Source organism: Pseudoalteromonas sp. S1609, assembly GCF_005887255.1.
GTDB lineage: Bacteria > Pseudomonadota > Gammaproteobacteria > Enterobacterales > Alteromonadaceae > Pseudoalteromonas.
Genome location: NZ_PNDJ01000001.1, coordinates 25,531 through 42,077 on the forward strand (window position 1 = coordinate 25,531; position 16,547 = coordinate 42,077).

Sequence of the window (16,547 nt, forward strand, 5' to 3'; positions counted from 1 at the left end):
ATTACCCAATATGGCTAATTATTATTCAAGTCCAAAAGCACTTGCACCTAAATCGGCACTGCTTACGATATTTCTAAATCCAGTAAATAATTCACGGCCTGTACCAAATGTTTGGCTTGCTTGGCTAATTTGTAGCTCACGCTGTGCAAGCTCTTCGTCGCTTACATGCACTTTTAAAATACCATTTGGCGCATCTAAAGTAACAATATCGCCTTCATGGATTTTAGCTATAATGCCACCTTCTACCGCTTCAGGTGCTAAGTGGATTGCCGCTGGTACTTTGCCTGATGCACCCGACATACGTCCGTCGGTAACTATGGCCACTTTATAACCCTGATCTTGTAATGTTGCCATTACCGGCGTGAGCTTATGAAGCTCTGGCATGCCTTTAGCCTTAGGGCCTTGCTCTTTAAGAACAGCAATAAAATCTTGGTTAAGTTCACCACGGCTATAAGCATCTTGTAACTCACCTTGAGAGCTAAATACTTTAGCTGGCGCCGACACCACTTGATGCGACTCTGCAACAGCAGAGACTTTAATAACGGCTTTACCTAAGTTGCCCGTTAATAACTGTAAACCACCTTGCTTACTAAATGGATTATTTACAGGGCGAAGTACTTCTTCATCATGTGAGTTTTCTGGACACGCAACCCATTTAACTTTACTAGGGCCATTGGCATCACTCATAATCAAGTTATCGTCTTTATCAAGCAGTGGCTCACACATGTAAGGTGCAAGGCCTTCGCCTAAAATAGTGGTTACATCTGTGTGAAGATAACCAGCACCTGCTAATTCACGCATTAAGAAGCCCATACCGCCAGCTGCTTGGAAATGGTTTACATCAGCTGAGCCATTAGGGTAAATACGCGTCAGTAATGGTACAACTGCTGATAAATCAGACATGTCTTTCCACGTAACCTGAATACCAGCCGCTTTTGCAATTGCCACAATGTGGATTGCATGATTGGTTGAGCCACCGGTTGATAGCAAACCAACCAGGCCATTAATAATGGTTTTTTCGCTGATCACATCCGCTAAACACGGGCCATCTTTGTTTTCTGTAAGCTGCTTAAGCATGGTCTCAACGGCATTACCCGTTAAGCCATCACGCAATTCTGTGTATGGATTTATAAACGAGCTACCTGGTAGGTGTAAGCCCATAATTTCCATAAGCATTTGATTTGAATTTGCAGTGCCATAAAATGTACACGTACCGGCACTGTGATAAGATGCGCTTTCTGCCTCTAATAGCTCTTCACGTGACACTAAGCCTTGTGCAAACTTTTGACGAATACGTGCTTTGTCTTTATTTGGGATACCTGACTGCATTGGTCCTGCTGGTAAAAAATACACAGGCAAATGGCCAAATGATAAAGCGCCAATTAATAAGCCTGGAACAATTTTGTCACATACACCTAAACAAAACACACCATCAAACACGTCATGCGATAACGAAACCGCAGTTGACATAGCAATAACATCACGAGAGAAAAGCGATAGTTCCATGCCGTCACGCCCTTGGGTAACGCCATCACACATCGCAGGAACACCGCCAGCAACTTGCGCGGTTGCGTCAAATTTAGTGGCAATGCTTTTAATTAAATCTGGGTATTCTTTGTAAGGCACATGCGCAGATAACATGTCGTTGTATGAATTAATAATTGCAAGGTTTGGCACCTCATCTGCTTTTAAACGCGCTTTGTCATCGCTACTGCACGCAGCCATAACATGGGCAATATTGCCACAGCCTAAACCAGCACGAACTCTTGTTTGTTTTTTTGCGTGCGAAATACGATCTAAATAGGCTTGACGGGTTTGTTTACTGCGCTCAATAACGCGTTCTGTGACTTCTTGAATTCGAGGGTGCAACATAATTTTACTCATCTCTATTCGTTAGAGGATAAAGGCTCAGTAACAATTATAGACTCCACGAAAATAACTGTACTGAGCATCTTTGACTTACCCGTTCAAAGGTACGCTACCAGGGAGCCTCTCACAACAACCCTGACACCGGTGTCAGGGTATTAACGCATGACACTGACACCGGTGTCAACCCTGAGTAATAAAAATAGTCCTTTTTTTTAACATGTACAATAAATAAACGTGAATTTTTAGTGAAATACCAGCGGCAAATAATGAAGGTTAAAAATGCAGATAAAAAAAGCCCGAGTAAGCGTCACTCATACTCGGGCTACTGTGAAAAAGCGGTTTTATTTTACGGCTGCGGTTGACTCTCGCGTGATTAATTTTGCTTCTAAAATCACCTTATAAGGCGACTCTTGCGGCTCAATAATATGGGTAATTAACTGGGTAACAGCCTGTTTAGTCATCTCTTCTACGGGTTGCGCTATAGTCGTTAGTCCGGGCCAAATATGACGCGCTATGGGAGCGTTATCAAAGCCAGCAATAGAAATATCGTCTGGTACACGTAAATTACGCTGTGTAGCTAATTTAAGCACGGCTGCTGCCATGTAATCATTCGATGCAAATACAGCCGTAGGGCGTGGCGATAAATCTAAAATACTACGGGCACTGTCTACCCCTGAATGGTAACTAAAGTTCCCCTCTTCAACTAAGCGTTCGTTAAATTCAATACCATGGCTTGCTAGTGCGCGCCTGTAGCCTTTAAAACGTTGCTGTGTAGCACTGTGATCTGGGTGACCTTTAATAAACGCGATAGAGGTATGCCCTAAGTTTATTAAATGTTCGGTAATTTCAAATGCGCCCTGCTCGTCATTACTGGTAACAGAAATAGAGTCATCTTCTAAAATAGCAGAAGCCACTCGAGCATAAGGAATCTTTTTCGACTTTAAAAAATCAACCAACTCTGAAAAGTCACAAAATGGCGGCGTAAGCACTAAACCATCAAGGCGTGATGACTGCAATAGCTGCTCTATGTTGTTAATGAGTGCATCACCTCTGAGCTCACAAGGGTGAATCAACAAGTTATAGTTGTTTTCTTGGCATGCAGCTAATGCGCCTGTTTGCACACGGGTAATATAACTTTTACTTGGATTGTCGTATAAGCAACCAATAATAAAACTACGGTTTTGTGCAAGTCCTCGAGCAATGGGATTAGGTGTGTAATCAAGCTCTTTAAATACCGCTAATACTTTTTCACGTGTGGCCGCACTCACATTTGGTTCGTTATTCAATACGCGCGATACTGTTTTTTTAGATACACCGGCATAACTGGCAACGCTATTTATAGTGACTTTTTTCATCTATTTATTTCCAAATGTATGCAACGTAATTAAACCTGTTGACTCGTATGCAAACACGCGGCAGCACCAATTAAAGGAATGTTGTCTTGTGTTACTAAAGTGACCGGAATTTGGCCTGTATATTGCGACATAATGCCCTTTTGTAAAAAACGCTCAATAAAACGGCTTTCTAGTAAACGAGCCTGCATTCTTGGCAATATGCCACCACCAATGTAAAGCCCACCAAGAGCGCCATAAGCAAGCGCCAAATCGCCAGCAACACTGCCAATCCAATCGCAAAACTGATTAAGCGTTGCGTCACACACTTCACATTCACCACTATTGGCTAAGCTACTAATTTGCGCCGCATCTAAATTTTTTGCAGCCACCCCTTTAACCGCCGCCATAGCTTTATATAAATGAGCAATGCCTGGTCCAGAAAACACAGTTTCTACCGATACATGTGGGTGGTCTTTTTTAAGCTCTTGAATGAGTTGAGCGTCAAGTTCGTTTACGGCCGACAGTGAAATATGGCCGCTTTCTGAGCTCATTACCGCACACGAATGTGCTGTACGCACTAAACACGCAGCACCAAAGCCTGTACCTGGTCCCATTACACCAATATTAGCAGTGTCATCTGCTTGGCCAGGTTTAACCGTTACGTTTTGAGAAAGGTCTAAGTACGGAGCAGCGTAAGCAAAAGCAGCAAAGTCGTTTATTATGCTTAATTGTTCAAAGTCAAAATGATGTTTAATATCATTAACGCTAAAGTGCCAACCTAAGTTAGTTAAGTGAACTTGGCCTGCGTTAATTGGACCTGCTACGGCAAGACATGCGCGCTTAGGATTTATATGAGACACTGTTGATAAATAATACTCAGTGGCACTTTCGAGTGATCCATAACTAGCACTTGGAAACGTATGGTTATGTTCAATGGTAAATTGATTACTTGATTCGTCGAACCCAGTTATCAATGCAAAACGGGCGTTTGTACCGCCTATATCGGCAACCAGAATAGGCTCAAAGTGTGTGCTAGAGTGTAAACCCATAGTGTTATCTCTTTTGTTTAAGTAATGAGTACTTATTATTTTAATGGGGTATCCATTGATACTTATTTACTTTGAGCTATCACCTCAAAGCAGCTATCACTGTAAAAAAAGGCTACCTTTAATAATAAAGGTAGCTAATACGTTTTGACAACAAAATGATAAAACACCCTCATTGTGACACCGGTGTCATGTTAAAATCAATAAAAAAATGCCTTTATTGACAAATAAGCTTGAAAAAAATCATTAATAAACGAGAATAGCCCCTTATTGTCCTCTTAAGTAAGTAATCGTGATGAAAGGTAAAGCCACCTCATTTGATATAGCCCATTATGCTGGGGTGTCTCAATCTACAGTTTCTCGTGCTTTACGAAATAGTCCTTTGGTAAATGATGAAACCCGAAGACGAGTTCATGACATTGCCAAAAAGCTTAATTACAAAGTTGATAAAAACGCCAGTAACCTGCGCACTCAACAAAGCAGCACCCTAGCGTTATTGTTGTTTGAAGATCCTACCTCTGACGAATCGCAAATAAATCCGTTTTTTTTAGCTATGCTGGGCAGTATTACTCGTGCTTGCGCTAAAGAGGGTTATGATTTACTTGTGTCATTTCAATCGGCCAGTGCTGATTGGCAGGCAGACTATGAAGACAGCCACCGTGCAGATGGCATCATTTTATTAGGTTATGGCGACTATATAGACTTTCAGCCTAAATTTAATACTTTGCTTGAACAAAACACTAAGTTTGTTTGCTGGGGAGCAAGTGTTGATAACCGCCCCGACTTAACCATAAGCTGCGACAACTATGGAGGCGGAAAGCTAGCTGCTGAGCATTTGTTGGCACATAATCGCAAAGATTGCGCGTTTATAGGCGATGCCTCTGATCATAGCCCCGAGTTTTTTGCTCGTTTTAATGGCTTTAAAGAGGCTTTACAACAAAATGGCATTACACTCAATGAGCGTAAAATTGCCAACGCTATTTCTACCGAAGAGTCAGGCTATCATGCCACTCGTTCGTTAATTGCTAATAACATTACCTTTAATGCACTTTTTGCAGCCAGCGACCTTATAGCAATTGGCGCAATACGGGCATTAAAAGAAGCCAATATTAACGTACCAAAAGATGTGGCCGTAATCGGCTTTGATAATATATCTATTGCCAGTTATATTAACCCGCCGCTAACAACCATAGAACAAAATACCACTATTGCTGGGCAAATGTTGGTTGAGAACTTACTAAAACTCATCCGTGGCGAGCAAGTGCAAAGCACCCTACTACCACCGCGTTTAATTGCACGTGGCTCAAGTTAATTCATTGAGTTAAATCATTTTTTAAAAGTAGTAAAATTAAGGGCAATAACGCCCTGACGCCCTTAAATTTATTCAGGTTTTATTGCTTATTTACGGTCATTTGTCCTTTTTGTTTTTTTTAGTAAAGTAACCGCTTTCGTTGCATTAACAGGCTATTCACACCTCGCTATCACATTAGTTTTTTTAATCTGAAACTGGCTGTTTTTGATGTAATTTTTCACTCGTCAATGCACGCTTTTATCACTACAATCCTGCTTTTATTTTCATGTTAAATTTTCAAGTGATCATCTCATGCTATTAACCATCGTTTATATTATAGGTATTACAGCAGAAGCCATGACTGGGGCTCTTAGCGCTGGACGCAGAAATATGGATTGGTTTGGTGTTATGTTGGTAGCCAGTGCCACAGCCATTGGTGGTGGTAGCGTGCGAGACATTTTATTAGGTAACTACCCACTGACTTGGGTAAAACACCCAGAATATTTACTGATCACTTGCCTAGCAGGTATTGTTACCACTTGGTTGGCCAAATGGGTGGTTAAATTTAAAGGCATATTTATGCGCCTAGATGCACTAGGTCTTGCAGCGTTTAGTATTATTGGCTGTCAAGTTGGACTTAATATGGGTTTGCACTATGGAATTTGTGTGGTCGCAGCTATAGTAACAGGTGTATTTGGTGGATTATTACGAGATTTAATTTGTCGCCAAGCACCATTGGTACTTCATCATGAACTTTACGCAAGCGTAGCGCTTATAGTCGCGTGTTTATACTTAGCACTGCACCACTACAACATTGATGACAATATCAGCGTGGTTGCAAGTTTAGTAGTAGGCTATTTAATTCGTATGGCGTCGGTACGCTTTAAATGGCGCTTACCAACATTTAATTTATTAGAGCCCGCTAATTTAAACAATGAGCAATAACAGCAGCGGTTAATGCCCACCTGCCCTAGCACTTTTAAATAGCCCGAATACTTTTCGGGCTAACAAACTAACCACAAAAAGAACTCCCAAAGCAAAACACAGTATGCTCAAGGGCATAAACACGCTTTCATGTAGAACACCATTATGATCAACATATTGATACACACTGTTTTCTATCAGCATAAAACCCGTGCCAAGCAATAAAAAGCAAACACTCAATGTGGCTGTTTTGTTTGAAAAAACGCGCATAATCTATCCATAACTATTTTATTAAATTGTCGGGATAGCAGTTTGAATGAGCGAATATTAATCTACAGTGACTGAGCAACATTAATTTTTAAAATAAAAGTCACGCTCATTAAACTAAGCTTTTAGACATATAATAAAACCTGTCGTCTTCTTTATCTATGCTGAAACCTGAACGTTTGTAAAGCTTGTGCGCAGGGCTTATTTTAAAAACCCGAAGCCTAAGTTGCATAGCACCTCTGTGCACAGCTAAACGAGAACACTCACTAATTGCTGCTGCACCAATACCCATATTTTGAAACGCAGCATCTACTTGTAGGTCACGTATATAGCACCCCTCATCATCGAAAGCCAAGCGCATTGCACCCACTACATCGCCATTTAACAAAACATCCCAATTTTCAAGGTCTGAAATTTGCTCACATATTTTAAGTTGCTGCCAATCAACACCATAATGCTCATAATATCCACGCATATTGGTATAAGTTAACTGTGCAGAAGCCATTAAATCGGCTGTGGGCTGATAATACATATTCATTATTGCCATTCCTTTGTTTAGCGACCTTTACAAAACTTGTTGTGCTTGCTGGTTTTTAAAATATTTATTTACTAATAATGACTGCAACAAGCTAATACTACTGGATGCAGCCCAGTACAAACCAATTGCAGAAGGAAAGTTAACCAGAGTAACAACACAAATAATTGCGGGAATTAGGAACAATAAGGTGCTGGTTTGCTCTGCGCTACCTGGCATCATCATTATAGATAAATATGTAATAGCCCCCACTAGTAACGAAAGCGCAATATCAGGCTTTGCAATACTGGCAATCCAAGCAAACTTACTATTAAATACAATTTGTTGCAAAGCCTGAAAAGTTCCAAGGCCAAATACCCCTTGGCTTGCCATATTAATCACACTTTTTTTATCGATAAACTTAATATTGTGCTTTTTATACAGCGCCATAGTTAATTTTGCGATTTCACTGGGCTGGTTTTTATAGTTGTTTTTTATGCTATCTAGCTCAGGTTTTAGTGCGGCAATTGCTTTTTTATTTCTAACCATATTAGCCATAGCGACAAGGTTAATCGGCATTAAAACTAATCGTCCAATAACGGTAAACAAAATAATTGCAACAGCTTGGCTTACGCCCACTTCTTGGGTAAAAAAGGTGATTGATTGCACAATAAAATCAGTAAATAAATTCCAAATTTCCATTTTAGTTTTCCTTTTAATATTATGTATTAAAAATAACCATCACGACATATTATGTCAACAGTTTATTTTAAACTGAAAATGGGTTGCTATTTAACTGTGGTTAGATTCTGATATTTAGTCATATGAAGATTGCAGCGCAACTAAAAATATTTTATTAAATCTAGTGTACTTGTTTTGGTGGTTTATTAATTACATGCTTTAACCAATGTGTCCATAAAGCAAACATTAAAAGCATCGAGTTTATGCCGATCATTATCCAAGGCCTCAACTCAAATGCAAAAACACTAATAACAAAAGGAATAAGAGGGATAGAGAAACCAATTGTTGTCAGTAATACCCCAGGATAAAAGAATAAGAATCCCCAGTTTGTCTTTAGGTATAACCCTATGGCAGAGGTAAATAAAAGAATAATCCATATAATTATTAGCAAGTTATTTGCAAACGTCAATCCAACCGCCCCTATAATTGAAAACATTTCCCAATTAACGAGCAATGTAATAACGATCAGAAAAGAAATAACTCTTTGTCCATATTTGTATACTAAATCTTGCATATCGACTTACTACCTAAATTAAAAAACAAAATTAAAGATGGGTGTCTTGTTTAGTTGTGTTAATTATTTTTTAGGTTTTCGTAAGTACGTATGCACGGGATATAACTAAAGGAAAAAAATCTTCTTCTAAAAGTACAGCCCATTGTCCATCACCAAAACGTTCAATACGATTCGCATTTGTTAGTACATTACGTAAATTATCATGGGAAGCAATATCTATATTGGACATGATCTTTTTTACTTCACGTGGGTCATAATCAATTTTAAACCATGGAGGAGCACATAGAGCATTCATAAATTTATAAATAACTTCAGGATATTTAGTATAACCACCTAAGTATTCTATATCCGGTAACGCCTCCTTAGCCCGCCTATAGTCTTTTTCAAGTTTTTCCACATCACTTTTTGAAAACATACATCCTCCATGAAACACTAGACATAATAACTCACATACGGTGTTAGCTTAATTCAAACCCAGAAACTCTAACATGACATCCATCACAAAAAAATTAAGATGGGTGTGAGCTTTATTTTTATTGAACCAACAATGTACACAGTAAACCTAATATGCAATCCACAAACAATCACACTTATCAAAAAAATTTAAGAAGCACGACAGAAACATGCCTTCCTATTGCTTATTTTTAACCATAAGATAATCAATAGTTGCAACACATATAGAAAAATAAAGTACGCTAAGGTACTTCCACAATAAGTACTTTGCACTATCGAGTGAAAAAATATTAAAAGAAAATAAGCGACCGTCCTTTATAACAAAGACTAAGGCCAGAAAAAGTAAACATCCCATTATATTTAAATAAGTTAAACGGTTAAGTTTATCAAGAATGAAAATGATAGGAATACCAATTACTGTATTACCCATATATGCAATCACCCCCCCAAAAAAACTGATCATCTTGTAAGCTTCCCAGAGTCCACTTTGGGTGACACCTAGTTGTACAGAGAAAATACTAGCGAATAAAAATACAACGCCTAATGCCGGAAATATTATTAAAGGTGCGAATAGCAACATGCTTAAATATCTCAAAGCAACCTCCGTGCTATAAAAAAGCCGCAATAACGGCGTACAATATTAGATGGCTAAACATAGTGTGAGTTATTATATCAACGGATATTACAACAACGCTAGACCACATCATTATAATGCCGGTATAGCACCAAATGAATCTGAGGTTAGATACAAAAACTCTGAAGCTGTGGCCAAAATTAGTTGACCACTACACTTTAACGCTTCACTAAGAGGCAAAAAATAGTTGGTTAAAATAAGCGACGAAGGAGCAAAAACCAACTGTTTTTTGTCCTTTTGATTGACTTGTTAAGCCTACTATCGATACATAGCTAGACAAGTGATTTTATATTTTACGAAGGAGTCTGTATTTTTGTGGATAATTTTACCAAAAACATTTAGGTCCCAATGACTTTCTGTTTTCAAAACGCTTAACTCTTCTGGCTCAATACCTTTAGTTGGAATGTTACAGCTAAACTCAACAGTGTTGTTTTGCTCAGGGAGATAATTAAAGGAAGCAGTGATTTTTTGATTAACATCATCAAATACCATTTTTATTGAACCAGATAATAATATCCACGAATTAGTTTTATACGTTTCTAGTAGCTTATCTTTGATAGCTAAATTAGTGATTTCAGTTTTAACAAGCCCTACCTTTTCTTTATCAAATGGAACTTCATGCTTACTTAGTACGATTAGTGCATCATTAAGACGAGTCAACTCTTCACTATCCACTTCTATTGGTTTTAACTTTATCAAATTGTCATTTTTATTTAGGTGATTTACCGAAGTAACGAGTTCTTCACTTATTGTTAATTTTCTATTTTTATACTTTTCAGTTTCCTCGCCATTTCTTTCACTTTTTCCACCAATTGACGCAATACCTTCACTACCTAGTTCAGCTTGAATAGAATTTGCACTTTTTTTACCTATGCTTTTTTCAGATAAAGTGAGCTTGGGAGATATTTGGGAGTAGAGATTCTGTACTTTATTTTTATTTATATAGATCGGTTCAATAACATCTTTGATTACTAAATTTTTATCTTGTAGCTTCTCTAAAGCTTCAATTTGTTTGGTTATTTTATCTGTAACTGTTTCAAAACCATAGTTTTGGTAGGAAATAGAAGCATTCCACAATCTGAAAGTCGCAACTATTAATAAACCTATCCAGAAAATTACAGCTTGTTTTCCAGATAATAATGTTTGTATTTCTATGTAAGCCGCAGAGTTACTTTCTTCAAGTTTTTTGACTTTCATTACAACTAAATAAATTACAAGTAGACCTATAACGTTCCACAGAAGGAAGGTTGTAACAGCCTCATAAAGAATTCTATTTAATCCACCTGGTTGAATTATAATATCCCACCAAGAAGGAAAAACAATCACTCCCATTAATAAGGAAAAACCAATTAGTTTTAATGCTAAATTTATACTTTTATTTGTTGTCATAGTCTGAAATAAACTCGATTTATTCTGTAGGCCTAACAGCTTATTCAAAGGATCTAAACCCGCAAGTTGTAGACATAAAATCCTTTGATTTTTTAATACTTTAAGTTTAACTCTGTATCTAAATGTAAATCAAGGGATTTATATTTGTTGTTTTTTTGTTGTTGTAAAATACAAGAAATAATCCTGCGAGTTGTTGAAAAAAAACTAAATACAACTACTGTTTGTATATACAGCGCCAGCTAGAGCAGATTATGGCTTCTATATTTTTAGAATCAATCCGTGACTTTATGATAACGCGTCGTTATGCCAAGCGTACTATAGACACTTATCAATATTGGATAAAATTTTACATTTTATACCATGGTAAAAAACATCCGGCGCAATTGGCAGAGTCGGAGGTTGAGCAATTCTTATCTTATTTAAGTAATCAGCGTAATGTTGCAATGAAAACTCAGGCAACGGCTTTAAATGCTTTGGTATTTTTATACCGTCATATTATTAGTCGACCGTTATCACTTGAAATGAATTTTAATAAATCACTCGTGTCACCTAAATTACCTGTAGTACTGACCCGTGAAGAAATACAGCGTTTATTATTGGCAATGGATCCAAAGTATAAACTTATCGCTCAGATACTTTACGGTAGTGGTCTACGTTTAATGGAAGCTGTAAGGCTACGGGTAAAAGATGTCGATTATGACTATGTCTCATTAATGATTTGGCAGGGCAAAGGCAATAAAAACCGCAGAGTAACATTAGCACTCGAACTACTGCCGTTGTTGCGCAGCCAAAGTTACTTGGTAAATGACTACTGGCATCGAGATAAACAAGCAACAGACTATGCCGGTGTCTGGCTTGCGAATGCATTAGCTAGAAAATACCCAGCGGCTCCTTATGAAATGAGCTGGCAATATTTGTTTCCTTCAGCCCAGTTAAGCATGGACCCAGAAAGTAAAAAGCTGCGTCGCCACCATATTGATGAAACAACAGTTCGTAAAGCAATTTAACAGGCAGCAAAGCTGGCAAAAATTCAAAAAAATGTTACCTGCCATACACTACGGCACTCGTTCGCTACCCACTTACTTGAATCTGGTGCAGATATACGCACTGTGCAAGAACAACTCGGCCATAGCGATGTTCGCACCACGCAAATATATACGCATGTTTTACAATAAGGCGCGAACGGGGTAATTAGCCCACTAAGTAAAATATTATAAAGTATGAATTTAAAAGACTTTTGTCTAATCTAATAAGCTTTAAAAATGAGCTATAACTTGGGGGGCAATGCAATAAAAGCACTTTTACCAAAAGGGGCTAACGTATGTTAGCCCCTTTTGTGTGTGTTTTATTTATAGTGTGTTATTAAGTAACAACAAACCATAGCCAGCGAGTTGCTCGCCATTGAGGTCGTGTTGCCAGTTTGGCGTTAAATCATCGCGTTTGATGATGCTGACGCTTTGCGGGTTAGCGGTTAAGTTAAGCACAAACATACTTTTACTGCCGTTTAACTCACGGGTTATTTCAACAAGGCCGTTGTTATGCTGTGTTAATTCATAACTGCCTTTAATACCCAGCTCTGGGCGCTGTTTTTTTAGTGCGATTAAGTGCTGATATAAACGCCACAGTGAATCAGATTGTGCTTGTTGCGTTTTTACATTGCGATCAGCAGCATTAATTTGCTGTGCTAAAAATTCAGGCCACCACTGAGTGTAGTTATCACCAAACAGTTCAGCCTGCTCAACCCAACTTGTTTGAGCTTGAGTAAAGCCAGCTTGATTGCTGTTATTCCACTGCATTGGCGCGCGTTTATACACATCGTGACCTGTGCCACCTTGTGTTAGGCCAATTTCTTCACCGTAATAAATATACGGCGTGCCAGGAGAGCTAAATAACATGGCGGCGGCAAGTTTTGCCTTATCGTCTTGTTCAGCAAGTTGATAAGCCACACGTTCTTGGTCGTGATTAGTTAAAAACGGTGCAAAAAAATCAAGCGGTGCAGTTGAATCAATACGCTGTTGTAAATTTTGTTTAAGCACATTGGCATCAACTGTACTCACTTGTTGATTAGACTGCATGGTGCCAAATTGCGCTTCACCACTGGCATCGGGTTTTAATAAGCCCAATATTTTATAGCCCACTTCAAAATCAAAGCCTTGATCGAGGCCTTTACCTTCGCCAAAGTATTTTGCAGCAACAGGAATGTCAGCCCATGCTTCACCCACTAAATACGCCTCTGGATCAACGCTTTTTACGTATTGGTTAAAGTGCTGCCAATATGCAATGGTTTCGTCGGTATCGGCTTGCGCATCTGCGCCACCTTCCATTGCAAAACGTACTGCGTCTAATCTAAACCCTGCAACACCTTTATCAAGCCAAAACTTAGCCATTTTTTCCATTTCGGCAACAACATCAGGGTGGCGTAAGTTCAAGTCAGGTTGGCTTGCTCCAAACGCACCATAGTAATACTGCTGACGTGTTTCATTCCAATGCCATACTGCGTCGGGTTGGTCGTTATTACTCCAAGCATGTCCCCAGCCTCTTCCGGCTTTTGGCATATCGTCGCGCCAAATAAAGTAATCTGCATAAGGGGCTTCATTATTTGCTGAACGCTGAAACCATTCATGGTTACTTGATATATGGTTTATAACTAAATCAAGTATGACTTTCATGCCTTTGTCGTCAGCAGCTTTTATAAAGGCTTCAAACTCGGCCATGCTGCCGTAGTCGTTTTCTACTTGGTAAAATTCAGTAAAATCATAACCATGATAAGAAGGTGCTTCAAACATTGGGGTTAACCACAGCGCGTTAACGCCAAGCTCTTGTAGATACGGGAGCTTTTGGGTCATACCATTAAAATCACCATGGCCATCAGCATCGCTGTCGTAAAAACTGCGGGGCCAAATTTGGTAAAAAATGGCGCTTTCCCACCAAGGGTTTGCTTGTTGTTCAGTATTTAGTGGCGATGTTTCGGTGTTATTCGTTTTGTTATTTAATGATGGTGCGCTTTGGCAGCCTGTTAGCATGATTGCTAATGCTAATGCGCTCAAGGTAAATGTTTTCATTTCAGCCTCGTTATTATTGTAATAAATAACATAGCCGTATTTTACTACGGCTATGTTAGTTAGTTTGCGGTTATTTTAGTGCTTTAGTTACCACCGGGTAATGATCCCATACCTGCTTGTCGCTTAGTGAGCGCACTAGCTTTACGTATTCCGCATGTGTCCACGCCAATGGTGTGGCCGAGTTAGTACCCTCGCCTAACGTGTAACCCGCTTTATTAATGCCTACACCATCCCATACTTGCTCAGGTAGCATCATCCCTTGGTTAGCAAATTGCTCTAGCCCTTTTACATAGCTATTTTTAATAGCCTGCTGTTTTGTTGCATCTAAACTATTATTGGCATTTGCGGCGGCAATTTCGTAATGACCACGTTCACCGGTAAAAAATGGCCAAACTCGCCCACGCTGCCCTGGGCTGTTTTTTCCACCTTGCGCATAGTTAGCACCCGTTACCTCGTCTTCACCGTACCCGTCGTTACCATAGCGGCGGTAGCCTGCAAAAGTGCCGCTGCCGTCAGTAAACTCAAAGCTGTATTTAACTTGTAGGTTATCAGTTAGGGTTTCGTCATCATATTCTGGCAATGTTTTTACTATGCTAGGCGCTAGTGCATCACGTACGCCATAGCGAACGAGCTCTAAAAATCCACCATCGAGAATTTGCTTTTTATTAAAGCCTTCACGCCCATTATTAGCGTTAATTTTAGTATTTGAATTGGCGTCTTTGTCTTGGCCAATACGAATAAAATATTCACCATCAGAGGCGCTCGACTGTAAATTACCAGTCGTTGTAAACATTAATTTTTCAATATCATTGTTATAACGCTTAGCTGTATTTAGGTAACGTGTTGCATTGGCATCATCACCTGCTAGTTTAGCGATATCGGCTGCAGTAATTAAACCAGCAACAACCGCGGCGGTGGTTGATGGCGAATACCCTTCTTGCTCTTCCCAACGTTCTTGTTGAGTGGCAGGCGGCGTTATTTGTGTGTCGTTCCATAGAATGTTTGCACGGCCACCGTCAACTAAAAAGTCTGCCGCAGGTTTTAACATACGTCTATACCAATCGGTGAGCTCTGCATCACTTAATACACCTGCCTGATGGAGTTTCCATGCAAGCATGAGTGGCATTGCTGTTTGGTCAAGCTGTACACCTACCCATTCTAGTTCACCATCAACATGTGTTTTTTGTAAAAACCACCCTGTATCGCCTTTATTGCCAGGGGTTTTGCTGTTTACTTGAACTTTTTCAAGGTATTCGAATGCGGTTTTTGCGGTTGCATTATCGCCCATGGCCATAAACGCCATGGCAACTTGATAAAAGTCGCGCACCCATACCGCTTTGTAACCAGTAGAGCCTGTTTTAGCCGATACGGTTTCGCCCCATGGGTTAGATAATGACGCAATAAGCGCACCTGCATGAGTTTTATCTTCTTGCGCTTTAAGTACCATGGCACTGGTGTAAAGTAACTTGCCGTTATCTGCGGTTTGTTCGCTCATGTTATTTAGCGGTGCAAGGCTTTGCAGGTAGTCTTGCCAACCAAGCGCTTCGCCTTTACCGTTGTAATTATCAAGCACCGCTTGGTAACCTGTGGCTAACGTAGCTTGGCCTTGTTTAAAGCTGGTTTGTTCGCTATTACCAAAGCTTAGGGTTAAATCGAACTGGCTGTTTTCACCAATTTCACCCAGCTCTGCAAGTAGGCTAACATTACCCGATTGTTCACCGGTATTTTTATAAACCTGAGTGAGCTGCTGAGTTGTTTTTAACTCGCTTAAACCATCGCTCACACCTGTAAAACCAACACTTGTTTGTTTAAATGGCTGCGCACCTTGCAATGAAAGGTAGCTGTTGTCTTGCCATGCCAGCAGCCCTTGTTCTGTAGTTTTAGCAAAATCATCAAGGCCGTTATTATCAACATACGGGTTAACGGTTACGTATGCCTTAACACCTTCAAGCTCGGTATTAAAAATACTGCGTACAAATAAGCTTTGCCCATCAGGATCGGTAAATATGTGTTTTTCGAGGCTAAAGCGGCCTTGCTTATCTTTGCTTACTACTTTGTAAGCTAATGATAACGGGCGGCCTTTATCGTCTTTGTATAAGTAGTCAATGGTAACGTCTAAATCGTCAGCTTCTGTGACTGTAAAATCTTTTCCTACTACCACAAATTGCATGTCTTTAATTTGCGCTTGGTGAATAAGCCCAAACATTGTTTCGGTGATCATACCTTTAGCAATTGAAAACCATACTTTTGAAACCGCCCCTGTAGGGGCCTCATCACTGTAATGGCCATTTTGATATTGCTCAAAAGATGTGCCAATACCGGTTTTACCTGCATAAGCCCAAAATGGATCTGCCCCAGGGGCTCCCGGTGCCGACACCTGCATTACAGCGCTGTTTGATGGCTCTTGCTGCGCGCCACAAGCTGTTAAACCAAGCATTAATAAACTGGTGGTAATTGTATTTAATTTTTTCATTTTAAAGCCTTAATTAATTTCAGTTTACTCGTTACT

14 protein-coding genes and 1 pseudogene are annotated in these 16,547 nt (G+C 39.5%); 3 read left to right on the plus strand and 12 right to left on the minus strand.

Annotated elements, in window-relative coordinates; translation table 11 throughout:
• Window positions 1–21: 21 nt before the first annotated feature.
• From edd to glk, 3 genes are all read right to left on the minus strand, one after another.
• Window positions 22–1,872, minus strand: coding sequence for a phosphogluconate dehydratase (gene edd / locus CWB76_RS00120; RefSeq protein ID WP_138604846.1), 1,851 nt, complete (start codon window positions 1,870–1,872; stop codon window positions 22–24).
• A gap of 338 nt (window positions 1,873–2,210) precedes the next feature.
• Window positions 2,211–3,224 carry a LacI family DNA-binding transcriptional regulator gene (locus CWB76_RS00125; RefSeq protein WP_010389842.1) on the minus strand — a complete coding sequence of 338 codons (1,014 nt, stop codon included), beginning with the start codon at window positions 3,222–3,224 and terminating at the stop codon, window positions 2,211–2,213.
• A 29-nt stretch (window positions 3,225–3,253) separates the two neighbouring features.
• On the minus strand, window positions 3,254–4,252 hold the full coding sequence (gene glk / locus CWB76_RS00130; protein ID WP_138604847.1) for a glucokinase: 999 nt from the start codon (window positions 4,250–4,252) through the stop codon (window positions 3,254–3,256).
• Window positions 4,253–4,544: 292 nt separating this feature from the next.
• Here glk and CWB76_RS00135 point away from each other — a divergent pair, with 292 nt between their 5' ends.
• Both CWB76_RS00135 and CWB76_RS00140 read left to right on the plus strand, forming a co-directional pair.
• Entirely contained in the window at window positions 4,545–5,561 is a 1,017-nt protein-coding gene (locus CWB76_RS00135; protein WP_138604848.1) for a LacI family DNA-binding transcriptional regulator, read from the plus strand.
• A 291-nt stretch (window positions 5,562–5,852) separates the two neighbouring features.
• A complete protein-coding gene (locus CWB76_RS00140; protein ID WP_075169453.1) occupies window positions 5,853–6,485 on the plus strand; it encodes a trimeric intracellular cation channel family protein in 633 nt (210 codons plus the stop codon).
• Between the two features lie 9 nt (window positions 6,486–6,494).
• Here the strand turns inward: CWB76_RS00140 and CWB76_RS00145 are convergent, their stop codons facing one another.
• The 7 genes from CWB76_RS00145 to CWB76_RS00175 form a co-directional block, all read right to left on the minus strand.
• Window positions 6,495–6,734, minus strand: a complete 240-nt coding sequence (locus CWB76_RS00145) for a DUF3955 domain-containing protein (protein ID WP_138604849.1) — start codon at window positions 6,732–6,734, stop codon at window positions 6,495–6,497.
• 109 nt (window positions 6,735–6,843) lie between these two features.
• Window positions 6,844–7,269 (minus strand): GNAT family N-acetyltransferase, encoded by a 426-nt coding sequence (locus CWB76_RS00150; protein WP_138604850.1) that lies wholly within the window; start codon window positions 7,267–7,269, stop codon window positions 6,844–6,846.
• A gap of 27 nt (window positions 7,270–7,296) precedes the next feature.
• Window positions 7,297–7,947, minus strand: coding sequence for a membrane protein insertase YidC (gene yidC, locus CWB76_RS00155; RefSeq protein WP_138604851.1), 651 nt, complete (start codon window positions 7,945–7,947; stop codon window positions 7,297–7,299).
• A 160-nt stretch (window positions 7,948–8,107) separates the two neighbouring features.
• Window positions 8,108–8,500 (minus strand): hypothetical protein, encoded by a 393-nt coding sequence (locus CWB76_RS00160; protein ID WP_138604852.1) that lies wholly within the window; start codon window positions 8,498–8,500, stop codon window positions 8,108–8,110.
• Window positions 8,501–8,570: 70 nt separating this feature from the next.
• Complete coding sequence (locus CWB76_RS00165; RefSeq protein WP_138604853.1) at window positions 8,571–8,915, minus strand: DUF6508 domain-containing protein; 345 nt, start codon at window positions 8,913–8,915, stop codon at window positions 8,571–8,573.
• Between the two features lie 216 nt (window positions 8,916–9,131).
• A complete protein-coding gene (locus CWB76_RS00170; RefSeq protein ID WP_138604854.1) occupies window positions 9,132–9,548 on the minus strand; it encodes a hypothetical protein in 417 nt (138 codons plus the stop codon).
• A gap of 297 nt (window positions 9,549–9,845) precedes the next feature.
• The gene (locus CWB76_RS00175; protein WP_138604855.1) at window positions 9,846–10,976 is read right to left on the minus strand and encodes a hypothetical protein; all 1,131 of its coding nucleotides are present in this window, start codon (window positions 10,974–10,976) and stop codon (window positions 9,846–9,848) included.
• Between the two features lie 251 nt (window positions 10,977–11,227).
• Between CWB76_RS00175 and CWB76_RS00180 the strand changes: the two are divergent.
• Window positions 11,228–12,151: pseudogene (locus CWB76_RS00180) on the plus strand (integron integrase).
• A 174-nt stretch (window positions 12,152–12,325) separates the two neighbouring features.
• Here the strand turns inward: CWB76_RS00180 and CWB76_RS00185 are convergent.
• Both CWB76_RS00185 and CWB76_RS00190 read right to left on the minus strand, forming a co-directional pair.
• Entirely contained in the window at window positions 12,326–14,038 is a 1,713-nt protein-coding gene (locus tag CWB76_RS00185) for an alpha-amylase family glycosyl hydrolase (protein ID WP_138604856.1), read from the minus strand.
• A 70-nt stretch (window positions 14,039–14,108) separates the two neighbouring features.
• On the minus strand, window positions 14,109–16,511 hold the full coding sequence (locus CWB76_RS00190; RefSeq protein ID WP_138604857.1) for a glycoside hydrolase family 15 protein: 2,403 nt from the start codon (window positions 16,509–16,511) through the stop codon (window positions 14,109–14,111).
• Between the last annotated feature and the right edge of the window lie 36 nt (window positions 16,512–16,547).

Excerpts from the sequence above, each read along its gene's own strand:
- CWB76_RS00175 (WP_138604855.1), bottom strand. The coding sequence starts at position 10,976 with ATGACAACAAATAAAAGTATAAATTTAGCATTAAAACTAATTGGTTTT.
- CWB76_RS00160 (WP_138604852.1), bottom strand. The coding sequence starts at position 8,500 with ATGCAAGATTTAGTATACAAATATGGACAAAGAGTTATTTCTTTTCTG.
- CWB76_RS00145 (WP_138604849.1), bottom strand. The coding sequence starts at position 6,734 with ATGCGCGTTTTTTCAAACAAAACAGCCACATTGAGTGTTTGCTTTTTA.
- yidC (WP_138604851.1), bottom strand. The coding sequence starts at position 7,947 with ATGGAAATTTGGAATTTATTTACTGATTTTATTGTGCAATCAATCACC.
- CWB76_RS00185 (WP_138604856.1), bottom strand. The coding sequence starts at position 14,038 with ATGAAAACATTTACCTTGAGCGCATTAGCATTAGCAATCATGCTAACA.
- glk (WP_138604847.1), bottom strand. The coding sequence starts at position 4,252 with ATGGGTTTACACTCTAGCACACACTTTGAGCCTATTCTGGTTGCCGAT.
- CWB76_RS00135 (WP_138604848.1), top strand. The coding sequence starts at position 4,545 with ATGAAAGGTAAAGCCACCTCATTTGATATAGCCCATTATGCTGGGGTG.
- CWB76_RS00165 (WP_138604853.1), bottom strand. The coding sequence starts at position 8,915 with ATGTTTTCAAAAAGTGATGTGGAAAAACTTGAAAAAGACTATAGGCGG.
- CWB76_RS00140 (WP_075169453.1), top strand. The coding sequence starts at position 5,853 with ATGCTATTAACCATCGTTTATATTATAGGTATTACAGCAGAAGCCATG.
- CWB76_RS00150 (WP_138604850.1), bottom strand. The coding sequence starts at position 7,269 with ATGAATATGTATTATCAGCCCACAGCCGATTTAATGGCTTCTGCACAG.
- CWB76_RS00190 (WP_138604857.1), bottom strand. The coding sequence starts at position 16,511 with ATGAAAAAATTAAATACAATTACCACCAGTTTATTAATGCTTGGTTTA.
- CWB76_RS00125 (WP_010389842.1), bottom strand. The coding sequence starts at position 3,224 with ATGAAAAAAGTCACTATAAATAGCGTTGCCAGTTATGCCGGTGTATCT.
- edd (WP_138604846.1), bottom strand. The coding sequence starts at position 1,872 with ATGTTGCACCCTCGAATTCAAGAAGTCACAGAACGCGTTATTGAGCGC.